Source organism: Cupriavidus nantongensis (genome assembly GCF_041726985.1).
Classification (GTDB): domain Bacteria; phylum Pseudomonadota; class Gammaproteobacteria; order Burkholderiales; family Burkholderiaceae; genus Cupriavidus; species Cupriavidus nantongensis_A.
In genome coordinates, this window is sequence record NZ_CP168303.1 from 3,008,332 (window position 1) to 3,031,527 (window position 23,196).

The following is a 23,196-nucleotide window of genomic DNA, read 5'->3' on the forward strand; positions in this document are numbered from 1 at the left end:
CCGGTTATTGCGTCTGCAGGCGCGGGTTCAGCACATCGCGCAGCTGGTCGGCGACCAGGTTCATCGCCACGATGGTGACCACCAGCGCGATGCCCGGGAAGAAGCTGATCCAGTACTTGCCCGACAGCATGTACTGCTGGCCGTTCGAGATCAGCGAACCGAGCGACGGCTCGGTGATCGGCACCCCCAGCCCGAGGAACGACAGCGTCGCCTCCAGCGTGATCGCCGAGGCCACCTGCAGCGCCGCGATTACGATCAGCGGCGGCAGGCAGTTGGGCAGCAGGTGCCGGAACATGATGCGCGCTGGCGGCAGGCCCAGGCAGGTGGCGGCCTCGATGTACTCCTTGCGGCGTTCGACCAGCGCGGCGCTGCGCGTGGTGCGCGCGTAGTAGGCCCACTGCACTGCGACCAGCGCGATCACGATATTGCCCAGCCCCGGGCGCAGGAAGGCCAGCAGGATCAGCGCCAGCAGGATCGGCGGGAACGACAGCTGCAAGTCCGCCACCCGCATGATGAGGGCTTCGGTGCGCCCGCCGAGGAAGCCGGCCAGCAGCCCTAGCGTGGCGCCCAGCAGCAGCGCGATCAGGGTGCTGACCACGCCCACGCCGATGCTGATGCGCAGCCCGTACATCACCGCCGACAGGATGTCGCGGCCTTGCTCGTCCGAGCCCAGCAGGAAGGTCATGCCGCTGCCGGCCTGCTCGCCCGGTGCCAGGCGCGCGTCGAGCACGTCCAGCGTGGCCAGGTCATACGGGTTCTGCGGCGCCAGCCACGGCGCGAAGATGGCGATCAGGATGATCGTCACCAGCGTGGCCAGTCCGGCCACGGCGATCTTGCTAGCGAAGAACTCGGCGGCAAAGCGCCGCCATGGGGATTGCTCGCGTGCCGCGGCGCGCGGCGGCGTCTTGTCTTCAGGTTCGACGGTGACTGCGGTCATGGCTCAGCCCTTGTTGTCGGCAATGCGCACGCGCGGATCGAGCATGCTGTAGATGATGTCCACCACCAGGTTGATCAGGATGAACAGCGTCACGATCACCATCAGGTAGGCGACGATCACCGGCCGGTCCAGCAGCTGGATCGAGTCGATGATGAGCTTGCCCATGCCGGGCCAGGCAAAGATGGTCTCGGTCACGATCGCGAAGGCGATGATCGAGCCGAACTGCAGCGCGATCACGGTCACGATGGGGATCAGGATGTTCTTCAGCACGTGGACGCCGACGATGCGGGTATTGGACAGTCCCTTGGCGCGTGCGAACTTGACGTAGTCCTGCAGCATCGCCTCCTGCGTGCCAGCGCGCGTGAGCCGGATCACCATGGCGATGTTGAGCAGCGACAGTGTCACCGCCGGCAGGATCAGGTGCCGGATGCCGTCCGCGGTCAGGAAGCTGAGCGGGATGCCCAGCACGCGCACGGTTTCGCCGCGGCCGTTGGAGGGCAGCCAGCCCAGCTGCACCGCGAACACCATGATCAGCATCAGCCCAACCCAGAAGGTGGGCAGCGAGAAGCCCAGGATCGACACCGTCATGATCGACTTGCCGGCAACGCCCTTGGGCCGCAGCCCGGCCCACAGGCCCAGCGGGATGCCCAGCACGATCGCCAGCAGGATCGCGCACACCGCCAGCTCCATGGTTGCCGGCATGCGCTCGAAGATCAGCTTGAGGGCCGGCGTGCCATGCGCGAACGAGGTACCCAGGTTGCCTTGCAGCGCGTTCTGCAGGAACACCCAGTATTGCTCCCACAGCGGCTTGTCCAGGCCCAGCGCCGCGATGGTGCGCTTGATGTCCTCCTGGTCGGCCTGCGGGTTGATCAGGATGTCGACGGGATTGCCGATGGCAAAGACGCCGAGGAAAACCAGCAGCGACATGACGAAGAGCACGACCACGCTCTGCATCAGGCGCCGGATGATAAAGACCAGCATATTGAGACCACTATCCTTTCGCGCGGGAATGCGCACGCCGCCCGGGAGCGCTATGCGCTTCCAGGCGGCGCGGCAGCCATGCGCGGCACCGCGAACTCAGCAGCAGGCAGCCTGCCGGGGCTTGGCTTGAGGCTTGACTTACTGGGGCTTGAAGTTGTGCGCGTACGTGCGCTCGTCGGTGCGCGGCACGTAGACGATGCCCTTCTGCGTGGCCCAGGTGGTCACCTGCTGGTGGATCGGGATGATACCGCCATCGTTGATCGCGATCGCGGTGGCTTCCTGCAGCAGCTTGGAGCGCTCGGTGTCGTCCACCGTCGACAGCGCCTTTTCCAGCACCACGTCCATCTTCGGATTGCAGTACTCGCCCCAGTTGGTGGTGCCGAAGCCCTTCTTGCTGTCTTCGCACGCCAGCAGCGCGCGCAGCGGCGAGCTGACCTCGCCGGTCTGGGCGCCCCAGCCGAGCAGGCCGAACGACCACTCGTGCTTGATGCCCTTGGACGAGTAGGTTGCCATCGGCATGCCCTCGACCTTGGTCGAGATGCCGATGCGGGTCAGGTTCTGCGCGATGGTCTGCGCGATCTTCTCGTCGTTGACGTAGCGGTTGTTGGGCGTGTGCAGCGTCACGCCGAAGCCGTTGGGAAAGCCCGCCTCGGCCAGCAGCTTCTTGGCGCCCTCGGGGTCGTACTTGACGGTCTTCAGGTTGGGGTTGTAGCCGAACAGCGTGGGCGGCACCAGGTTGTTGGTCGGCTCGGACAGGCCTTCCATCAGCCTGTCCTTGATGCCCTGCCGGTTGATCGCCATGCTGATGGCATTGCGCACGCGCGTGTCCTTCAGCGGGTTCTTGTCCAGCGGCGCGCCGTCCTTGGTGGTGACGTAAGGCGACTTGTCGCGCTTGGCATCGAAATACAGGTAGATCACGCGATGCGAGATCTTGGAGAAGAACGCCAGCTTGGGATCCTTGCGCACCTTGGGAAGGTCGGGCGTGGGCACGTTCTCGATGGCCTGCACATCGCCCGACAGCAGCGCCGCCAGGCGCGTCGCCGGGTTGGGGATAAAGCGCAGCGTGACCTTGTCCCAGGCCGGCTTGTTGCCCCAGTAATCGTTGTTGCGCACCAGTTCGACCCGGTCGTCGCGCGCATAGCTGACGAACTTGAACGGCCCGGTGCCGACCATGCCCTTGCCCTGCGCGAAGTCATCCGAGCTCAGCCCCTGCGTGCCTTCTTCTGCACGATGAAGATCGACGTGAGGTCGTTCAGCATCAGCGGATACGGCTGGCTGGTGGTGAGCTGGATGGTGTGCTTGTCGACGATCTTCTTGTTGACGATCGCCTTGGTGTAGACGTCGAACTTGCCCGGGCTGTTCTGGATGGTGGCGGGGCGGTCGAGCGACCAGATGACGTCCTCGGCGGTCAGCTCGGAGCCGTCGTGGAACTTCACGCCCTTGCGAATCTTGAATTCCCAGGTGAGGTTGTTGACCAGCTTCCACGACTCGGCCAGGCCCGGGATGATGCGGCTGTCCGGGTCCATCTTGGTCAGCGAGTCGAAGATATGCTCGGAAACGTTGATGTTGGAGAACAGGTTGTAGAAGTGCGGATCCATCGAGGTCGGCGGCGAACTCATGGCCAGTTTGAGGTCCGCGGCCTGGGCGGTGCCGGCCAGCGCGAGGCCAAGGGCCCCCGCCACCGCGACCGCGCCAATTGCCTTCTTGAAAGTGCGAAGGGACATCGCGCAATTCTCCCTGTAGGAAGTGAAGCAGACGTTTTAGGATCGGCAATGCGCGCGCGCAGCGGGTCACGAGCGGCGCTGCTTTTTGGTGCGATGGGGCATCACAAAGCGACGGTATTGCCGGCCGGGCACTTCAAGCATGAACTGTTCCAGCAGTGCACCTGCCACGGCAATGCGGGGAAACCCACCCGCGCCGGCATATTGCACTGCGCCAAGGCGGCGAGCGCGCAGCAAATCGCCGCGTTTTGGCGCTTTCGCGACAGGCATCGTATGATCCCGGTATCCCATTGCTAACGCCTTCGACCCCAAGGCCGCCCGGCATCATGAAGCTCATCCCCGAAATCCTGCAGGCACAAGCCGAAATCCGCGCGATCCGGCGCGACATCCACGCCCACCCCGAACTTTGCTTTGAAGAGCAGCGCACCGCCGATGTGGTCGCGCGCAACCTGGAATCGTGGGGCATCGAAGTCCACCGCGGCTTGGGCACCACCGGCCTGGTCGGCGTGATCCGCAACGGCAGCAGCGCGCGCACCATCGGCCTGCGCGCCGACATGGACGCATTGCCGCTGCAGGAAGCCAACACCTTCGAGCACCACTCGCAGCACGCCGGCAAGATGCACGCGTGCGGCCATGACGGCCACACCGCGATGCTGCTGCTCGGCGCGGCGCGCTACCTGGCGCAACACAAGCCCTTCGACGGCACCGTGCACCTGATCTTCCAGCCGGCCGAGGAAGGCGGCGGCGGCGCGCGGGAGATGATCAAGGACGGGCTATTCGAGCGCTTTCCGTGCGACGCGGTGTTCGGCGTGCACAACTGGCCGGGCATGCCGATGGGCGCGTTCGGCACGCGCGCGGGCCCGCTGATGGCATCGAGCAACGAGTTCCGCATCGTCGTGCGCGGCAAGGGCGCGCATGCGGCCATGCCGAACAACGGCAACGACCCGGTGTTCACCGCGGCGCAGATCGTGTCGGCGCTGCAGGGCATCATCACCCGCAACAAGCGGCCGATCGATACCGCGGTGATCTCGGTGACGCAGTTCCATGCCGGGGATGCCACCAACATCGTGCCGGACCAGGCCTGGATCGGCGGTACCGTGCGTACCTTCACGGTGCCGGTGCTCGACCTGATCGAGCGGCGCATGGAAGAGGTGGCGCGCGCGGTGGCGGCGGCATTCGACTGCACCGTCGAGTACGAATTCCACCGCAACTATCCGCCCACCATCAACAGCGAGGCCGAAACCGGCTTTGCCGCCGCGGTCGCCGCCGAGCTGGTCGGCGCGGACAACGTCGACAGCAACGTCGAGCCCACCATGGGCGCCGAGGATTTCTCGTTCATGCTGCAGCACAAGCCGGGCTGCTATCTGTTCCTCGGCAACGGCGACGGCGGCCATCGCGACGCCGGCCACGGTCTCGGGCCTTGCATGCTGCACAACCCCAGCTACGATTTCAACGACGAACTGCTGCCGGTCGGCTCGACCTTCTTCGTGCGGCTGGTGGAGAAGTGGCTCGCACCTGCCTGATGGCAGGTAGTGGATGGCATAGACCAGAGCGTGCCCGAGCACGCCTGCCTGAGCAGGGCAATACGATCACAAAGGGGAGCTTCGGCGATGGGGCGTTCGGCGCTGGATCGCGAGACCGCGCGCAGCTTTGCGCGCGTGGCGCTGGAGAATATCCTGCGCCGTTATCCGTACAAGCTGGACCACATGATGGCGGGCGCCAGCGATCTCGCCGGGCCGGCCACCTGGCATCCGGTGTTTTGCGGCAGCTACGACTGGCACTCCAGCGTGCATATGCACTGGCTGCTGGTGCGGCTGCTGGCACTGCATCCGGACCTCGAGGAAGCGCCGCGCATCCGCGCCATGCTGGACGCCCAGTTGCGGCCGGACGCGATGGCCGCCGAACTCGCGTATTTCCGACGGCCTGACTCACGCACCTTCGAGCGGCCTTACGGCTGGGGCTGGATGCTGAAGCTGCAGGCCGAACTGCTGGCGCTGGCACGGCACGATCCGCATGCCGCGGTCTGGGCCGAAGCCTGCGCCCCGCTGGCTTCGCACTTATCGCACCAACTGTCGGAATTCCTCGATGCGGCAGCTTTCCCGGTACGCACCGGCACCCACTACAACAGCGCCTTCGCGCTGGTCATGGCGCTGGCCTATGCGCGCGCGCACCAGGACCTGGCCTTGCGGCGCGCCATCGTACGGCGCGCCCACCGCTGGTTCGGCCACGACCAGAAGTATCCGGCCCGCTACGAGCCCGGCGGCGATGAATTCCTGTCCGGCGGACTGACCGAAGCCGTGCTGATGCACGCGGTGATGGACGGCTGCGCGTTTTCGGAATGGTGGGAGTTGTTCGTACCCGGACAGGCCGAGCTGGCCAACTGGCTGACACCGGTCACGGTGACCAACCGCGACGACCCCAAGGCGGCGCACCTGGACGGACTGAACCTGTCGCGCGCCTGGTGCTGGCGTCTGCTGGAACCAGCGCTGCCCGATCCGCTGCGGCCGCTGGCGATCCGCGCGTGGTCGGACCATATCGAGGCGTCGCTACCCCAGGCGGCGGCAGGCGAGTATGTGTCCACGCACTGGCTGGCCTCGTTCGCGGTGCTCGCGCTGGCCGAGCCGATCGGCGGCTGAGGGCGCCGCCGGCGCGGCAACCTAGTCCAGCGCGATGTCGCCGTACCAGGCTTCGGCCTTGCTCTTGGTATTGTCGGTATCGGTCATGATGCCGACCGCGATGACTCGGCCGGGGTCGGCGCCGAACGCCTTGCGGTAGTCGGCGCGCAGGTCGCGCTCGTGGCAACGCCACTCATTGGCATGCTTCGTGCCGCTATCCACCACGATCATGCGTACGCGGTCGGTGTGCGGGTTCTTCACCACCGCGCCTTCCGCGCGCTGCCCGCCCCAGATATACATCAGCGTGGCATACGGCATCTCGCGCCCGGTGGTCAGCCGCGCCATCTCGTACATCAGCTGGTCCTTGAGCGGCAGCGCGCCCTTGTCGCCATCGAAGGCCACGAACAGCCGCAGCGGCGAATCCTCGCGCGGGCCATGGCTGTTGTCGGCGTTACGGATGATGCCGCTGGTCTTCCAGGTCCAGCGCAGCATGCCGGCATCGCGCTCCCGCAGCGGCACATAGAGGCCGGAGGCCGAACTGTCGGCCTTGGCGTGCACTACGACGCGCTGGTCGACCTCGGCCATCGAGTAAGTGGTGGGGATCTTGTTGCGATTGATGGTCCACGGCTGCCAGCCAACGGGAAGCCGGTTGCCGCGTGGGGAAACCGAAAACAACGGCAGCGTGGCGAGGGTGGCCTGCGAGTCGTCAACGGGTTCGCCATCGTCCCCTGCTTCACCGTCCGCTGCCAGGGTGTTGGCAGCGGCCAGGGCCTCGGGCTCAGTGACTGCGGTCTCGGCCTGCGCGGCGGCGTGGGCGGCCATGCGCTCGGTGAAAGCCTGGCAATCAATGGCGGACCCGGAGGCAATCGAGGCGGCCGGAGCCGAGCTGCCTTGCGGCGGGGAAGGTTGAGGAGAAGTGGAAGCGCACCCTGCCAGCAGCAGCGCGCCGGCGGCGCCAGTAAAAACCAGCCGGAACCTCTTGGCCGTCATGTAACCCCTCGAAACCCGAAATCGCGGACCTGCTCTGTCGGCATCGGCCCGCTCTATTGCTCACTGCTTGCTGCAAACGCGTGTTGCAACCGCCTTCGTGCCACCCGTTGGCACTTGAGGGTCGAACATAGCAGAAGGAGGACAAGGCAGGAATGCGCCGCGACCCGCAATGCGGCATGAAAACAACGGGGATGTGCCGGCGTTACGGCAATAGCGAGCGCAGCGTTTTGGCCGCGCCAAAGCAAAAACCCCTCGCAGCACACGCTGTCGAGGGGTTTTGCACAATAAGAGCCTGGCGATGACCTACTTTCACACGGGAATCCGCACTATCATCGGCGCGGAGCTGTTTCACGGTCCTGTTCGGGATGGGAAGGGGTGGTTCCAGCTCGCTATGGTCACCAGGCATGAGGGGTTGTGGCGCTGTCTGGGACAGCGTCACGAATCGGGATGTAGTGTTGGTTGTGCGTGTATCGAGGCACAAGGCGATCGCTCTACCCGTGTGAAACACACTGGTTATAGGATCAAGCCTTACGGGCAATTAGTACTGGTTAGCTTAACGCATTACTGCGCTTCCACACCCAGCCTATCAACGTCCTGGTCTCGAACGACCCTTCAAGGAGGTCAAGCCTCCAGGGAATCCTCATCTTCAGGCGAGTTTCCCGCTTAGATGCTTTCAGCGGTTATCTCTTCCGTACATAGCTACCCTGCGATGCCTCTGGCGAGACAACAGGTACACCAGCGGTACGTCCACTCCGGTCCTCTCGTACTAGGAGCAGCCCCCGTCAAGATTCCAACGCCCACGGCAGATAGGGACCAAACTGTCTCACGACGTTTTAAACCCAGCTCACGTACCTCTTTAAATGGCGAACAGCCATACCCTTGGGACCGGCTACAGCCCCAGGATGAGATGAGCCGACATCGAGGTGCCAAACACCGCCGTCGATATGAACTCTTGGGCGGTATCAGCCTGTTATCCCCAGAGTACCTTTTATCCGTTGAGCGATGGCCCTTCCATTCAGAACCACCGGATCACTATGTCCTGCTTTCGCACCTGCTCGACTTGTCGGTCTCGCAGTTAAGCACGCTTTTGCCATTGCACTTTAGGTACGATGTCCGACCGTACCAAGCGTACCTTCGAACTCCTCCGTTACACTTTGGGAGGAGACCGCCCCAGTCAAACTGCCTACCATGCACTGTCCCCGACCCGGATTCACGGGCCAAGGTTAGAACCTCAAACAAACCAGGGTGGTATTTCAAGGACGGCTCCACGTGAACTGGCGTCCACGCTTCAAAGCCTCCCACCTATCCTACACAGATCGGTTCAAAGTCCAATGCAAAGCTACAGTAAAGGTTCATGGGGTCTTTCCGTCTAGCCGCGGGGAGATTGCATCATCACAAACACTTCAACTTCGCTGAGTCTCGGGAGGAGACAGTGTGGCCATCGTTACGCCATTCGTGCAGGTCGGAACTTACCCGACAAGGAATTTCGCTACCTTAGGACCGTTATAGTTACGGCCGCCGTTTACCGGGACTTCAATCAAGAGCTTGCACCCCATCATTTAATCTTCCGGCACCGGGCAGGCGTCACACCCTATACGTCCACTTTCGTGTTTGCAGAGTGCTGTGTTTTTATTAAACAGTCGCAGCCACCATTTTATTGCAACCCCTTCACCCTTCTGGCGCAGGCCAGTCAAGCTACCAGGGCGTACCTTATCCCGAAGTTACGGTACCAATTTGCCGAGTTCCTTCTCCCGAGTTCTCTCAAGCGCCTTAGAATACTCATCTCGCCCACCTGTGTCGGTTTGCGGTACGGTCTCGTATGACTGAAGCTTAGAGGCTTTTCTTGGAACCACTTCCAATTGCTTCGCAGCACTAGGCCGCTCGCCCCATAGCCTTGAATTACGCGCCCGGATTTGCCTAAGCGCCTTCTCCACTACAGGGACCGGGACTTCCAACACCCGGACAACCTTCCGCGATCCGTCCCCCCATCGCATCATACGACGGTGCAGGAATATTAACCTGCTTCCCATCAGCTACGCATCTCTGCCTCGCCTTAGGGGCCGACTCACCCTACGCCGATGAACGTTGCGTAGGAAACCTTGGGCTTACGGCGAGGGGGCCTTTCACCCCCTTTATCGCTACTCATGTCAGCATTCGCACTTCTGATACCTCCAGCATCCTTTACAAGACACCTTCACAGGCTTACAGAACGCTCTCCTACCACGCACTTGCGTGCGTCCGCAGCTTCGGTATATAGCTTAGCCCCGTTACATCTTCCGCGCAGGACGACTCGATCAGTGAGCTATTACGCTTTCTTTAAAGGGTGGCTGCTTCTAAGCCAACCTCCTGACTGTTTTAGCCTTCCCACTTCGTTTCCCACTTAGCTATATTTGGGGACCTTAGCTGGCGGTCTGGGTTGTTTCCCTCTTGACACCGGACGTTAGCACCCGATGTCTGTCTCCCGTGATTGCACTCTTCGGTATTCGGAGTTTGCTATGGCGGGGTAATCAGCAATAGACCCCCCAACCATGACAGTGCTCTACCCCCGAAGGTGAGACACGAGGCACTACCTAAATAGTTTTCGGAGAGAACCAGCTATTTCCAGATTTGTTTAGCCTTTCACCCCTATCCACAGCTCATCCCCTAACTTTTCAACGTTAGTGGGTTCGGTCCTCCAGTACGTGTTACCGCACCTTCAACCTGGCCATGGATAGATCATCTGGTTTCGGGTCTACACCCAGCGACTCAACGCCCTGTTCGGACTCGCTTTCGCTACGCCTTCCCTAATCGGTTAAGCTTGCCACTGAATGTAAGTCGCTGACCCATTATACAAAAGGTACGCCGTCACCCCCGAAAGGGCTCCGACTGTTTGTATGCATGCGGTTTCAGGATCTATTTCACTCCCCTCCCGGGGTTCTTTTCGCCTTTCCCTCACGGTACTGGTTCACTATCGGTCGATCACGAGTATTTAGCCTTGGAGGATGGTCCCCCCATCTTCAGACAGGATTTCACGTGTCCCGCCCTACTTGTCGTACACCTAGTTCCACAATCGTGTTTTCGCATACAGGGCTATCACCTGCTATGGCCGGGCTTTCCATCCCGTTCTGCTAACACCACTGCTAAAGAGTACAAGGCTCTTCCCATTTCGTTCGCCACTACTTTGGGAATCTCGGTTGATTTCTGTTCCTGCAGCTACTTAGATGTTTCAGTTCGCCGCGTTCGCTTCCCACACCTATGAATTCAGTGTGGGATGACCCATTCGGGCCGGGTTTCCCCATTCGGACATCTCCGGATCAAAGCTCGTTTGCCAGCTCCCCGAAGCTTTTCGCAGGCTACCGCGTCCTTCATCGCCTGTGATCGCCAAGGCATCCACCACATGCACTTGTTCGCTTGACCCTATAACGAGTGTGTCTCGATCGCTCGAAACAGTCGCTACAGGTTGAGTTCTCGCATTTGTGCCGTATTCCAAGTCATCTTTCGATCACTTTAAAATACATTTGGTTGATACAATCACAACCCGGTATCGCGTTTGTACTGCAGCGTCTCATCAACGCTCGCGACACCTTTACTACATCCCATATTGTTAAAGAACAGCCGATCTTGCGATCGCTTGGCAATGCCAAAGGAAAGCACTCAGCAAGCGCTTTCCTTTGACAACCAACTCCAGGTATCCGTACTCACTCAATTAGAGGTAGTGGTGGAGGATGACGGGATCGAACCGACGACCCCCTGCTTGCAAAGCAGGTGCTCTCCCAGCTGAGCTAATCCCCCCTCGGATAACTTGGTGGGTCTGGTAGGACTTGAACCTACGACCCCCGCCTTATCAAGACGGTGCTCTAACCACCTGAGCTACAGACCCTTGGCTGTAACAGCAAACAAACCGATAAGTGTGAACGCTAGGCTTGAGACACAAGCCTCTGGAAAGGAGGTGATCCAGCCGCACCTTCCGATACGGCTACCTTGTTACGACTTCACCCCAGTCATGAACCCTGCCGTGGTAATCGCCCTCCTTGCGGTTAGGCTAACTACTTCTGGCAAAACCCACTCCCATGGTGTGACGGGCGGTGTGTACAAGACCCGGGAACGTATTCACCGCGGCATGCTGATCCGCGATTACTAGCGATTCCAGCTTCACGTAGTCGAGTTGCAGACTACGATCCGGACTACGATGCGTTTTCTGGGATTAGCTCCCCCTCGCGGGTTGGCAACCCTCTGTACGCACCATTGTATGACGTGTGAAGCCCTACCCATAAGGGCCATGAGGACTTGACGTCATCCCCACCTTCCTCCGGTTTGTCACCGGCAGTCTCTCTAGAGTGCCCTTTCGTAGCAACTAGAGACAAGGGTTGCGCTCGTTGCGGGACTTAACCCAACATCTCACGACACGAGCTGACGACAGCCATGCAGCACCTGTGTCCACTTTCCCTTTCGGGCACCTAATGCATCTCTGCTTCGTTAGTGGCATGTCAAGGGTAGGTAAGGTTTTTCGCGTTGCATCGAATTAATCCACATCATCCACCGCTTGTGCGGGTCCCCGTCAATTCCTTTGAGTTTTAATCTTGCGACCGTACTCCCCAGGCGGTCAACTTCACGCGTTAGCTACGTTACTGAAGAAATGAATCCCCAACAACTAGTTGACATCGTTTAGGGCGTGGACTACCAGGGTATCTAATCCTGTTTGCTCCCCACGCTTTCGTGCATGAGCGTCAGTGACGTCCCAGGGGGCTGCCTTCGCCATCGGTATTCCTCCACATCTCTACGCATTTCACTGCTACACGTGGAATTCTACCCCCCTCTGACATACTCTAGCCTGACAGTCACAAGCGCCATTCCCAAGTTGAGCTCGGGGATTTCACGCCTGTCTTATCAAACCGCCTGCGCACGCTTTACGCCCAGTAATTCCGATTAACGCTCGCACCCTACGTATTACCGCGGCTGCTGGCACGTAGTTAGCCGGTGCTTATTCTTCCGGTACCGTCATCGACCCGGGGTATTAGCCCAGGCCATTTCTTTCCGGACAAAAGTGCTTTACAACCCGAAGGCCTTCTTCACACACGCGGCATTGCTGGATCAGGGTTGCCCCCATTGTCCAAAATTCCCCACTGCTGCCTCCCGTAGGAGTCTGGGCCGTGTCTCAGTCCCAGTGTGGCTGATCGTCCTCTCAGACCAGCTACTGATCGTCGCCTTGGTAGGCCTTTACCCCACCAACTAGCTAATCAGACATCGGCCGCTCCTATCGCGCGAGGCCTTACGGTCCCCCGCTTTCACCCTCGGGTCGTATGCGGTATTAGCTAATCTTTCGACTAGTTATCCCCCACGACAGGGCACGTTCCGATGTATTACTCACCCGTTCGCCACTCGCCGCCAGGCCGAAGCCCGCGCTGCCGTTCGACTTTGATGTGTAAGGCATGCCGCCAGCGTTCAATCTGAGCCAGGATCAAACTCTTCAGTTCAATCTCTGTGTGGGTCCGAAGACCCTCGCTCTTTCGAGCGGTCGCTCACTCTCAGAAAACTGACTGACCAGATCCGAAGATCCAGTCACGTTTTGCTGTGCGAGCACTGTATAACTTGAAGCATCACTGTCCGGAGACAGCGGCGTCCGCTACCCAGCGCCCACACTTATCGGTTGTTTGTTTGTTAAAGAACTTCGCCGCCCGGCTTTGCCGTTCAGCGCGCTGCGTTGTCTGCAGCAGAGAAACGAGATTATGCAGAGCTTTCTTCGTTTCGTCAACCGTTTGCAGCAATCTTTTTTGCTGCCGTCAGCGCTGCAAACCTTGCTGCGCCAACCTTCCGGCCAACCCCGCAACCCTTGCTGCGCCTGCCTTGCAGGGACCGCGTTGTGTTGCGAGGGGGCGAATAGTAGGCCGGTTTCGCCGCCCTTGCAACACCTTTGTCACGACGATGCGCTAAACGTTCCCGCGATTCTCGCGTAAGACTTTGAAAGGCAAAGGGAAATCGCTCCGGCACGTGACGGAAACGAGGCAATACCCCTTACAAACTCTCGGGTATTTCCTGAGTCCAGCGCTTAACGGTGCTGGAAATTCGGGCTGCGCTTCTCGACAAAAGCCGCCATGCCCTCCTTCTGGTCTTCGCTGGCAAAGGTGGCGTGGAACAGGCGGCGCTCGAAGTGAACGCCCTCTGCCAGCGTGGTCTCGTAGGCAGCGTTGACCGATTCCTTGATCATCATGACCACCGGCAGCGAGAAGCCGGCGATGGTCTCGGCCGCCGCCAGCACTTCGTCCAGCAGCTTGTCGGCCGGCACCACGCGCGACACCAGGCCCGAGCGCTCGGCTTCGGCGGCGTCCATCATGCGCGAGGTCAGGCACAGGTCCATGGCCTTGGCCTTGGACACCGCGCGCGGCAGGCGTTGCGTGCCACCCGCGCCGGGCATGGTGCCGAGCTTGACCTCGGGCTGGCCGAATTTGGCCGAGTCCGCCGCGATGATGATGTCGCACATCATGGCCAGTTCGCAGCCGCCGCCCAGCGCATAGCCGGCTACGCCCGCAATCACCGGCTTGCGGATCTTGCGGATGGTTTCCCAGTTGCGGGTGATGTAGTCGCCCTTGTAGACGTCCATGAAGGAGTACTTGGCCATCATGCCGATATCGGCGCCGGCGGCGAAGGCACGCTCGCTGCCGGTGATGACGATGGCGCCGATACCTTCATCCTGGTCGAACGCGGTCAGCGCGGCGCCCAGTTCATCCATCAGCGCATCATTGAGCGCATTCAGGGCCTTCGGGCGGTTCAGCGTGACCAGGCCAACGCGGCCGCGGGTCTCGACCAGGATGTTTTCGTACGGCATGTCTTCTCCTATCTATGTATGGTCAGGCGGATGGCATGGCGCCACCGGCTGCGGGCTATTCTGCCATCGGTTGCGGCGTGGCGGCGCCGGCTAGAGCATGTGCGCCAGGAATTCGCGGGTGCGCACGTGGGCCGGCGCGCCGAACACCTCGCCCGGCGGGCCTTCCTCGAGAATCCGGCCCTCGTCCATGAACACGACGTGGTTCGCTACTTCCCGCGCAAACCCCATTTCATGGGTGACGACGAGCATGGTCATATGCTCCTCCGCCAGTTGCCGCATGGTGCGCAGCACCTCGCCGGTCAGTTCCGGATCCAGCGCGGAAGTAGGCTCGTCGAACAGCATGATGTCCGGTTCCATCGCCAGCGCGCGCGCGATCGCGACGCGCTGCTTCTGGCCCCCGGACAGCCGCGCCGGATAGCTGTCGCGCTTGGCCAGCAGGCCGACCTTGCGCAGCAGTTCCTCGGCCTTGGGGATCACCGCATCGCGCCGCAGTCCCTTGACCGTCACCGGCGCCTCGATGATGTTCTGCAGCACCGTCATATGCGGGAACAGGTTGAACGACTGGAACACCATGCCCATCTTGCGGCAGATGCGGCGCACTTCCGCGTCCGCCACATAGCGGGCCGCGCCGTCGGGGCCGGCTGAGGCCAGCGTTTCCCCCTCGATGTGCAGGGTCCCGCGGTCGATCACCTCGAGATGGTTCAGGCAACGCAGCAAGGTGCTCTTGCCCGATCCCGACGGGCCGATCACCGCGGTGACGTCACCCTTGCGCAAGGTCAGCGAAACGCCGCGCAAGACCTGCAACGGCCCGAACGACTTGAAGATGTCCCGTGCCGCGATCATGACGCCGGGCGCATCGTGGGAAGGGGCGCCGTTCGGGCTAGTCATCATGTTTGGCATAGCGTTTTTCGAGATTCTGGAAGAACCAGGTCAGAATCAGCGTCATCACCAGATAAAACAGCGCGGCGACGAGGAAAGGCGTGGTGGTGAAATCGCGCTGGACGATGCCACGCGCGGTGCGCAGGATGTCGTTGAGCGCCAGCACGTAGATCAGCGAAGTGTCCTTGATCAGCGTAATGGTTTCATTGCTGACCGGCGGCAGCACGCGGCTGACCATCTGCGGCAGCACGACGCGCCGCATGGTCTGGAAATAGGTCATGCCCAGCGCCTTGCTGGCCTCGTATTGGCCGCGGTCGACGGACTTGATCCCGGCGCGGAAGATCTCCGCGAAGTACGCGGCGTAGTTGAGCGCGAAGGCCACCACTGCCGCGGGAAAATCAGGCAGCCGCACGCCGATGACCGGCACGAACGGCAGCGCGAAATAGATAAACAGCATCTGCAGCATCAGCGGCGTACCCCGCATCAGCCAGATATAGCCGTTGACCAGGCCGCTCAGCAGCGGCCATGACGAAATGCGTGCCAGTGCCAGCGCAAGCCCGAGCGGCACCGACAGGGCGAGCGTGATGGCGAATAGCGTCAGCGTGACTTTTGCACCCTGCGCCAGCGGCAGCAGAAGAGATAAGACGTAATCCATGCTCGCGCGTACAGAAGGAGATAAGGCCTCCGGGAAGCCCGGCGAAGGGGTCCGGAGTTGGCGTGCCCCTCGCCTGAAGCGCGAGGGGCCGAGGGGCATTCCGCCGGGTCTGGATTACTTGGTGATGTCGGCGCCAAACCACTGGGTAGCGATACGTGCCGCGGTGCCGTCCTGCTTCATCGACGCCAGGGTCTGGTCGAGCTTGCCGAGCAGTTCGGCGTCATCCTTGCGCACGCCGACGCCGTAGTCCTCGGTGCCGAAGTTTTCTTCCAGCACGCGGTATTCGCCGGCTCGCTTGCTGATCAGGTAGCGGCCCACCACTTCATCCACCACGATCGCGTCGAGGCGGCCCGCCGACAGGTCCATCAGCGCCGTCACGTTATCGCCGAAGGTCTTGAGTTCCTTCAGGCTCGCGGCAATCTGGCTTTCCTTCTTGATCGCATCCACCGCGCTGCTGCCGTCCTGCGCGCCGACGGTGCGGCCAGCCAGGTCAGCCTTGGCCTTCACCGGCGACTGGGCGCCGACGATGACGATCTGGTGGTTGGTCATGTAGGGCGCGGTAAAGCTGATGTTCTTCTTGCGCTCTTCGGTGATGGTCAGCCCGTTCCACAGCACGTCGACGCGCTTGCCGTTCAGCTCCGCCTCCTTGGCGCTCCAGTCGATCGGCTTGAACTCTACCGTCATGCCGAGACGGCGGCTGGCCTCCTTGGCCATGTCGATATCGAAGCCGACCAGCTCGTTGTTGGCATCGCGGAAACCCATCGGCGGGAAATTGTCGTCCAGGCCCACGATGATCCTGGCGGCGGTATCCGTGCCGGCAGCCGGCGCGGGTGCGGATTCTTTCTTGCCGCACGCTGCGAACAGCGCGACGGACGAGATCAGGAGCAATGCGGCGAACTTCTTCATAGGATTTCCAATACGGGAGAGCGCGCCCGGCTTCGCTTGCGCAGGCCGGCGGGGTTTCAGATTGTTGTTGGCAGCGCGATTATAGAGCGGTGCTGCCGGCCAGCATTGCGGACCGGCCGGCATTCGCGCCAATCTCGCCACACCCGCGGGCAAAAATTAATGCTAAGATTTGCCGACCGACTGGTCGGTTTATTTTAGAGGCTCCAGCCCGCACCGACTTCAGGGCCCGGAGTCCTCGATTCCATCCGGCAGGAGACAACCATGCCCCCGACGTCCACGCCCGCTGGCCAGCCGGTCAGCATCGACACCGGTCCCATCCTGCTGGCCTGGCAGGGGCCGGTCGCGATCATCACGCTCAACCGTCCCGACAAGCTCAACAGTTTCACCCGCGCCATGCACCAGGCGCTGCAGCAGGCGCTCGACCACGTCGAGGCCGGCGGCGCCCGGGCCCTGCTGCTGACCGGCGCGGGCCGCGGCTTCTGCGCCGGCCAGGACCTGGCCGACCTGGATTTCACGCCCGGGCAGATGACCGACCTGGGCGAGCTGATCGATACCTGGTTCAACCCGCTGATCCGCCGCCTGCAGGCCCTGCCGCTGCCGGTGGTGGCGGCAGTCAACGGCACCGCGGCCGGTGCCGGCGCCAACCTGGCGCTGGCCTGCGACATGGTGCTGGCGGCGCGCTCCGCCAGCTTTATCCAGGCCTTCATCAAGATCGGGCTGGTGCCGGATTCGGGCGGCACCTGGCTGCTGCCGCAGCGCATCGGCATGGCGCGCGCACTGGGCCTGGCCATGACCGGCGAGCGCCTGAGCGCCGAGGAGGCCGAAACCTGGGGCCTGGTCTGGCAAACCATGGACGATCCGCTGCTGCCGGAACAGGCGCTGGCGCTGGCCACGCACCTGGCCGCGCAGCCGACGCGCGCGCTGGCCGCGATCAAGCGCGCCATGTATGCCAGCGCCACGTCCACGCTCGACGCCCAACTCGACCTCGAACGGGACCTGCAGCGCGAGCTGGGCCAGTCCGCCGACTATGCCGAGGGGGTCAACGCCTTTCTCGCCAAGCGCGCCCCGCACTTCACCGGCAAGTAGATCGCGGGCCTGCGCCCGCATCCCCAGACAGGAGACCAGCTTGAAACAGGACCCCCAGGCCCTCGCGGAAGCCGCCGCGGCCGCCATGTATGAAGCCGACAGCTGCAGCCGCTGGCTGGGCATCACGGTCGAGGCGGTGCGACCTGGCTACGCCCGGCTGACCATGCCGGTGCGCAAGGAATTCCTCAACGGCCACGGCATCTGCCATGGCGGCCTGATGTTCACACTGGCCGATTCGACCTTCGCTTTTGCCTGCAACAGCCATAACATCAACACCGTGGCGGCCGGCTGCAGTATCGAGTTCCTGCGCCCCGTGCATGGCGGCGATGTGCTCACCGCCGAGGCCACCGAGCAGGTCCTGTCGGGCCGGCACGGCATCTACGATATCCGCGTGACCAATGCCGCGGGCCAGGTGGTGGCGATGTTCCGCGGCAAGTCCGCGCAGATCAAGGGACACGTGGTGCCGCCGCCCGACGCAACCGAAGGCGCCTGAGCCCGCCCCGGCAAGATACTGACGACAAACGCCCCCGTGCAGGAGACCCCATGAGCACGCGCCTGACCGATCTGCCCCTGGACCCGATCGAGACCGCCAGCCGCGCCGAGCTGCAGGCCTTGCAGCTGGAGCGCCTGAGATGGTCGCTCCACCACGCTTACGCCAATTCGCCGGTCTACCGGCGCAAGTTCGACGAGGCCGGCGTGCACCCGGACCAGCTGCAGTCGCTGGCCGATTTGGCACGCTTTCCGTTCACCAGCAAGCAGGACCTGCGCGACAACTACCCGTTCGGCATGTTCGCGGTGCCGCAGGACCGCGTGGCGCGCATTCATGCCTCCTCAGGCACCACCGGCAAGCCGACCGTGGTCGGCTACACGCTGCAGGACATCGACAACTGGGCCACGGTGATGGCGCGCTCGATCCGCGCCTCGGGCGCGCGGCGCGGCGACAAGGTGCATATCAGCTATGGCTACGGACTCTTCACCGGCGGGCTCGGCGCGCACTACGGGGTCGAGAAGGCCGGCCTGACCGCGATCCCGTTCGGCGGCGGACAGACCGAGCGGCAGGTGCAGCTGATCCAGGACTTCAAGCCGGAAGTGATCATGGTGACCCCGAGCTACATGCTGGCGATCGCCGACGAATTCGAGCGCCAGGGCATCGACCCGGCCAGCACCTCGCTGCGCGTGGGCATCTTCGGCGCCGAGCCGTGGACGCCGGAGATGCGGCTGGCGATCGAGAAGCGCATGGGCATTTCCGCGGTCGACATCTATGGCCTGTCGGAAGTGATGGGGCCCGGCGTCGCCAACGAATGCGCCGAGACCAAGGACGGCCCCACCATCTGGGAAGACCATTTCTACCCGGAGATCATCGACCCCGACACCGGCGCGGTGCTGCCCGACGGCGAGTTCGGCGAACTGGTGTTCACTTCGCTGACCAAGGAAGCGATGCCAGTGGTACGCTACCGCACGCGCGACCTGACCCGGCTGCTGCCGGGCACGGCACGCGCGGCATTTCGCCGCATGGAGAAGGTCACCGGCCGCACCGACGACATGATGATCGTGCGCGGCGTCAACGTGTTCCCGTCGCAGATCGAGGAACTGATCCTCAGGCACGTCGAGCTGGCGCCGCACTACCAGTGCGTGCTGGCCAGGGAGGGCCACCTCGATACGCTGACGGTGCGGGTCGAATGCGCGCACGGCAGCGACACGGCGCTGGCGCACCCGGCGCGCGAGCGGCTCGCGCACGAGATCAAGTCTTATATCGGCGTGACCGCGGGGATCGAGGTGCTGCCGGAGGGCGGGATCGAGCGGTCCGTGGGGAAGGCCAAGCGGATCGTGGATCAGCGCAAGCGCTGAACCTGCTAGCTGCGCGGCATCAGCACCCACATCCTGCCGCCCTGCTTCATCCGTCCAGCGGTCTCGCCGGCGGCATCGCCGGCGCCCCAGAAGAAGTCCGCACGCACGCCGCCCTTGATGGCGCTGCCGGTATCCTGCGCGAACATCAGGCGCTGGATCGGCTCGGTCGACAGCGGGCGCGTGGTCGACAGGAACACCGGCACGCCCAGCGGGATCGTGGCCGGATCGACCGCAATCGAGCGCTCCGCGGTCAGCGGCACGCCCAGCGCGCCCACCGGGCCGTCGTTGTTGGGCGGCAGCTCGCGGAAGAAGACAAAGCGCGGGTTGATGTTCAGCATCTCTTCGACCCGGCCGGGATTGGCGCGCGCCCAGGCCTTGATGCCCTGCATGGTGGCTTGCGCCGGAGTGATCTCGCCGCGGTCGAGCAGCCACTTGCCGAACGAGCGGAACGGCTGGTCGTTGGTGCCGCCGAAGCCCACCCGCATCATGCTGCCATCCGCCATGCGGATGCGGCCCGAACCCTGGATCTGCAGGAAGGCGGCCTCGACCGGGTCGTCGACCCAGACCAGTTCGTTGCCGCGCATGGCCGGGTTCTGCAACAGCTCGGCGCGCGCCGGCAGCGCGCGGTTGCCGAACTGGGCCGGCTTGCGGTACAGCGGCACCTGGAACTTGCCCTGGCGCGTGCGCGAGCCGTGCAGGATCGGCTCGTAGTAGCCGGTGATCAGGCCGCTGTCGGTGCCGTCGCCGTTGACCACGCGGTACGGCTGGAAGTTGCTTTCGAAGTACGCGCGCATGGCGTTGATGTCGCCGGCATTGACCATCATGCCGGCGGCGCAGGCGCGGCTCCATTCCGCGCGCTTCTTCAGCGCCTGGCAGCTTTGCTGCAGCGCCGGCCACGCGGCGCGCACATCATCCTGGGCCCAGCCGCCGATCTCGGCCCAGCTGGCTGCCTGCAGCCGGCCCTTCTGCGACGACGCCGTCGGCGGCGTGGTTCCGGACGGGGCGGTCTCGATGCGCGGCGGCGGGCCGCTCATGCAGCCGGCCAGCAGCACCGCGGCGCCTGCCAGCGCAAGCCAGCCGCGCAGGCGGCGCGCCGGCCGGGAAGAAAACTGGGGAGTCGGGAAAGCGTCCGCGTATGCCATCTTGCTATTGTTCAAGTTTTCGGGGGCGCCCTGCAACGCCGCATGGCGCAGGATTGCCCCTACAATGCCACCGTCATCTGTCAACCACCGCCTGCGCCCCCGCGGGCCGCGCTGCATCTGCCATGAGCAAGTTCTTCGAAGCCCATCCCATGCTGCTGTTCGCCCTGGAAGCCGGCGTGGCGCTGTTCCTGCTGATCTTTATCGTGGTCTGGACCATGGGCACGGCGAAAAAGCATCCGCGTCCCACCCGCGCGCCGTCGGAGCATCCGTCGCGCCAGCCGCCGGCGCACGGAGAACCGCAAGCGCCGCCGCAGGATCAGGACAGCGCACCGCGCCCGTAGGTTCCCGCCGCGCTCAGTGCAGCATGCGCGGCAGCACCAGCGCGAATTCGGGAATCGGCACCTCGAAGCGGTGGCCGTCCTCGGCCACGCAGAAGTATTCGCCCTTCATCGAGCCCACCGGGGTCGAGATCGTGGCCCAGCTGGTGTACTCGAAGTGCTCTCCCGGCTTGAGCAGCGGCTGGTGGCCGACCACCCCCAGCCCGGCGACTTCCTGCGTGCCGTTGTCGCTGTCGGTGATGATCCAGTGGCGCGAGATCAGCTGTGCCGCGACCTCGCCGGTATTGTGGATGGTGATGGTGTAGGCGAAGGCATGGCGCCCGCGCTCAGGGTCGGACTGGTCCGGCAGGTACTGGGTGCGCACCGACACGGAGAAGGCGTACTCGCTCATTTGGGCAGGGCCGGCGGCGGGGTCGGCCGGCAGGGAAATGGTAGCCGCATTGTGCGGGATGGGCGCTGGACGGGCAAGAGCGCGGGCCCGGCGCGGGTTGCGCTGGCCGGACGCGATCGCCCCGGGCGGGCGTAGAATAGCGGTCTTTCAACGCCGTACGGCCCGCCGCCAGCGGCGATAACAGCATTCCCCGCACTCCCCGCATTCACCGCGCGCCACCATGACCCAGCCCACCTTCCGCATCGCCCCTTCCATCCTGTCCGCCGACTTTGCCCGCCTGGGCGAGGAAGTGCGCCGCGTGACCGAGGCTGGCGCCGACTGGATCCATTTCGACGTGATGGACAACCATTACGTGCCCAACCTGACCGTGGGTCCGCTGGTGTGCGAAGCGATCCGCCCCCACGTGAGCGCCCCCATCGACGTGCACCTGATGGTGCGCCCGGTGGACCGGATCATCCCGGACTTTGCCAAGGCTGGCGCCAATATCATCACCTTCCACCCGGAGGCCAGCGAACACGTCGACCGCTCGCTCGCGCTGATCCGCGATCACGGCTGCCAGGCCGGCCTGGTGTTCAACCCGGCCACGCCGCTGCATCACCTGGACCACGTGATGGACCGCCTGGACGTGATCCTGCTGATGTCGGTCAACCCCGGCTTCGGCGGCCAGTCGTTCATCCCCGAGACCCTGAACAAGCTGCGCGCGGTACGCCAGCGCATCGACGCCTACACCGCGCGCACCGGCCGCACCATCCTGCTGGAAGTCGACGGCGGCGTGAAGGTCGACAACATCGCCGAGATCGCCCGGGCCGGCGCCGACACCTTCGTGGCGGGCTCGGCCGTGTTCGGCAAGCCCGATGCCGACGGCGGCTACCGCGGCATCATCTCGGCGCTGCGCGGCGAACTTGCCAAGGCCGGCCAATGAGCGCGGGCGCGGTGCTGCGCCGCGCCGACTGGCGCGGCATCGAAGGCGTGATTGTCGACCTGGACGGCACCATGGTCGACACCGCGGGCGACTTCCACGCGTCGATCAACGCCATGCTGCTGACGCTGGGCCGCCAGCATCCCAACCTGGGGCCGGTGGCGCCGATGTCCGAGCAGGAGATCGTCAGCTACGTCGGCAAGGGCTCGGAAAACCTGATCCGGCGCGTGCTCGATGCGCGCTTTGCGCCGCTGCACGCCAACGGCCTGTTTGCCGATGCCTACGCGCTCTACGACCGCGAGTACATCCGCATCAACGGCCAGTTCTCGCAGGTCTACCCGGGCGTGCGCGAAGGCCTGGCGGCGATGAAGGCGGCCGGGCTGCGGCTGGCCTGCGTGACCAACAAGCCCTACAGCTTCACCGAGCCGCTGCTGGCCAAGACCGGCCTGGCCCAGTACTTCGAGCTGGTCTATGGCGGCGATGCCTTCCCGCTGCGCAAGCCCGACCCGTTCCCGCTGCTGAAGGTGGCCGATGCCTTCGGGCTCGAGCCCTCGGCGATGGCGGCGCTCGGCGACTCCGAAAACGACGCCCAGGCGGCCCGCGCGGCGGGCATGGGCGTGCTGCTGGTGCCCTATGGCTACAACCACGGCAACCCTGTACAAGGCGTCGACGCCGATGGTATAGTCGACTCCATTGCCCATGCCGCAGCGCTCTTTGCCGCACACTGGGCCGGTCATCGATAGTCCGTCGATCCCGACCAAATCCTGAACTTCAATGTTTCTCAACCGCAAACGCATCTTTTCTGGCAGTGATCGGCAGGCCTGGCCCTGGCGTCGCTGGCGCGCCTCCCAACAGGCGTAAAGTGCGTTCGCGAGTCTGCTGACACGCCTTCGATCCGAAGGCGTCGCCATCACCGGCCCAGGCGACCAGCCATGCCGGGCATCATCACCCAAACCCGCCGAGCCAGCGTAGCCATATTTCTCTGC

Annotated in this window: 18 protein-coding genes, 2 tRNA genes, 3 rRNA genes and 1 pseudogene; 8 read left to right on the forward strand and 16 right to left on the reverse strand. The window is 63.5% G+C overall.

Annotated features, from left to right (window positions below; all coding sequences use genetic code 11):
• Positions 1–4: 4 nt before the first annotated feature.
• From ACEI37_RS25150 to ACEI37_RS25165, 4 genes and pseudogenes are all read right to left on the reverse strand, one after another.
• Positions 5–937 (reverse strand): ABC transporter permease, encoded by a 933-nt coding sequence (locus ACEI37_RS25150; protein ID WP_373378608.1) that lies wholly within the window; start codon positions 935–937, stop codon positions 5–7.
• A 3-nt stretch (positions 938–940) separates the two neighbouring features.
• Positions 941–1,918, reverse strand: coding sequence for an ABC transporter permease (locus tag ACEI37_RS25155; RefSeq protein WP_373378609.1), 978 nt, complete (start codon positions 1,916–1,918; stop codon positions 941–943).
• Positions 1,919–2,056: 138 nt separating this feature from the next.
• Positions 2,057–3,642, reverse strand: a pseudogene (locus tag ACEI37_RS25160) (ABC transporter substrate-binding protein).
• A gap of 66 nt (positions 3,643–3,708) precedes the next feature.
• On the reverse strand, positions 3,709–3,909 hold the full coding sequence (locus ACEI37_RS25165; RefSeq protein ID WP_373378610.1) for a hypothetical protein: 201 nt from the start codon (positions 3,907–3,909) through the stop codon (positions 3,709–3,711).
• 56 nt (positions 3,910–3,965) lie between these two features.
• Here ACEI37_RS25165 and ACEI37_RS25170 point away from each other — a divergent pair, with 56 nt between their 5' ends.
• Positions 3,966–5,162, forward strand: a complete 1,197-nt coding sequence (locus tag ACEI37_RS25170; protein WP_373378611.1) for a M20 aminoacylase family protein — start codon at positions 3,966–3,968, stop codon at positions 5,160–5,162.
• An 87-nt stretch (positions 5,163–5,249) separates the two neighbouring features.
• Complete coding sequence (locus ACEI37_RS25175; protein WP_373378612.1) at positions 5,250–6,275, forward strand: DUF2891 domain-containing protein; 1,026 nt, start codon at positions 5,250–5,252, stop codon at positions 6,273–6,275.
• 21 nt (positions 6,276–6,296) lie between these two features.
• Here ACEI37_RS25175 and ACEI37_RS25180 read toward each other — a convergent pair whose 3' ends face one another.
• The 10 genes from ACEI37_RS25180 to ACEI37_RS25225 form a co-directional block, all read right to left on the reverse strand.
• Complete coding sequence (locus ACEI37_RS25180; protein ID WP_373378613.1) at positions 6,297–7,244, reverse strand: DUF3047 domain-containing protein; 948 nt, start codon at positions 7,242–7,244, stop codon at positions 6,297–6,299.
• Positions 7,245–7,534: 290 nt separating this feature from the next.
• Positions 7,535–7,647, reverse strand: a 5S ribosomal RNA gene (gene rrf / locus ACEI37_RS25185).
• Between the two features lie 114 nt (positions 7,648–7,761).
• Positions 7,762–10,640 (reverse strand): 23S ribosomal RNA (locus ACEI37_RS25190).
• Positions 10,641–10,939: 299 nt separating this feature from the next.
• Positions 10,940–11,015: transfer RNA gene (locus ACEI37_RS25195), tRNA-Ala, on the reverse strand.
• A gap of 11 nt (positions 11,016–11,026) precedes the next feature.
• A tRNA-Ile gene (locus tag ACEI37_RS25200) sits at positions 11,027–11,103 on the reverse strand.
• A 62-nt stretch (positions 11,104–11,165) separates the two neighbouring features.
• Positions 11,166–12,697 (reverse strand): 16S ribosomal RNA (locus ACEI37_RS25205).
• Together the 16S, 23S and 5S rRNA genes with 2 tRNA genes alongside form the textbook arrangement of a ribosomal RNA operon.
• Positions 12,698–13,269: 572 nt before the next feature.
• Positions 13,270–14,046, reverse strand: a complete 777-nt coding sequence (locus ACEI37_RS25210) for an enoyl-CoA hydratase (RefSeq protein WP_010809914.1) — start codon at positions 14,044–14,046, stop codon at positions 13,270–13,272.
• Positions 14,047–14,136: 90 nt separating this feature from the next.
• On the reverse strand, positions 14,137–14,889 hold the full coding sequence (locus ACEI37_RS25215; RefSeq protein ID WP_373380314.1) for an amino acid ABC transporter ATP-binding protein: 753 nt from the start codon (positions 14,887–14,889) through the stop codon (positions 14,137–14,139).
• A 37-nt stretch (positions 14,890–14,926) separates the two neighbouring features.
• A complete protein-coding gene (locus ACEI37_RS25220) occupies positions 14,927–15,580 on the reverse strand; it encodes an amino acid ABC transporter permease (protein ID WP_012353984.1) in 654 nt (217 codons plus the stop codon).
• Between the two features lie 114 nt (positions 15,581–15,694).
• Complete coding sequence (locus ACEI37_RS25225; protein ID WP_111521780.1) at positions 15,695–16,486, reverse strand: amino acid ABC transporter substrate-binding protein; 792 nt, start codon at positions 16,484–16,486, stop codon at positions 15,695–15,697.
• Between the two features lie 261 nt (positions 16,487–16,747).
• On the opposite strand from ACEI37_RS25225, the gene paaG reads away from it, so the two are divergent.
• From paaG to paaK, 3 genes are read left to right on the forward strand one after another with little or no spacing between them, the layout of a single operon-like run.
• Positions 16,748–17,572: a 2-(1,2-epoxy-1,2-dihydrophenyl)acetyl-CoA isomerase PaaG gene (gene paaG / locus ACEI37_RS25230; protein WP_373378614.1), complete on the forward strand. Its 825-nt coding sequence runs from the start codon at positions 16,748–16,750 to the stop codon at positions 17,570–17,572.
• A gap of 40 nt (positions 17,573–17,612) precedes the next feature.
• Positions 17,613–18,065: a hydroxyphenylacetyl-CoA thioesterase PaaI gene (gene paaI, locus ACEI37_RS25235; RefSeq protein ID WP_373378615.1), complete on the forward strand. Its 453-nt coding sequence runs from the start codon at positions 17,613–17,615 to the stop codon at positions 18,063–18,065.
• A 50-nt stretch (positions 18,066–18,115) separates the two neighbouring features.
• The gene (paaK, locus tag ACEI37_RS25240) at positions 18,116–19,420 is read left to right on the forward strand and encodes a phenylacetate--CoA ligase PaaK (RefSeq protein ID WP_373378616.1); all 1,305 of its coding nucleotides are present in this window, start codon (positions 18,116–18,118) and stop codon (positions 19,418–19,420) included.
• Between the two features lie 5 nt (positions 19,421–19,425).
• On the opposite strand, the gene ACEI37_RS25245 is transcribed toward paaK, so the two are convergent.
• Positions 19,426–20,562 (reverse strand): murein transglycosylase A, encoded by a 1,137-nt coding sequence (locus tag ACEI37_RS25245; protein ID WP_373378617.1) that lies wholly within the window; start codon positions 20,560–20,562, stop codon positions 19,426–19,428.
• A 122-nt stretch (positions 20,563–20,684) separates the two neighbouring features.
• On the opposite strand from ACEI37_RS25245, the gene ACEI37_RS25250 reads away from it, so the two are divergent.
• On the forward strand, positions 20,685–20,903 hold the full coding sequence (locus ACEI37_RS25250; protein WP_373378618.1) for a hypothetical protein: 219 nt from the start codon (positions 20,685–20,687) through the stop codon (positions 20,901–20,903).
• Between the two features lie 13 nt (positions 20,904–20,916).
• Here the strand turns inward: ACEI37_RS25250 and apaG are convergent, their stop codons facing one another.
• A complete protein-coding gene (gene apaG / locus ACEI37_RS25255) occupies positions 20,917–21,291 on the reverse strand; it encodes a Co2+/Mg2+ efflux protein ApaG (protein ID WP_012353991.1) in 375 nt (124 codons plus the stop codon).
• A gap of 220 nt (positions 21,292–21,511) precedes the next feature.
• Here apaG and rpe point away from each other — a divergent pair, with 220 nt between their 5' ends.
• Complete coding sequence (rpe, locus tag ACEI37_RS25260) at positions 21,512–22,213, forward strand: ribulose-phosphate 3-epimerase (protein ID WP_012353992.1); 702 nt, start codon at positions 21,512–21,514, stop codon at positions 22,211–22,213.
• The gene (gene gph / locus ACEI37_RS25265) at positions 22,210–22,953 is read left to right on the forward strand and encodes a phosphoglycolate phosphatase (RefSeq protein WP_373378619.1); all 744 of its coding nucleotides are present in this window, start codon (positions 22,210–22,212) and stop codon (positions 22,951–22,953) included. Before rpe ends, gph begins: the two co-directional genes overlap by 4 nt.
• Positions 22,954–23,196: the final 243 nt, after the last annotated feature.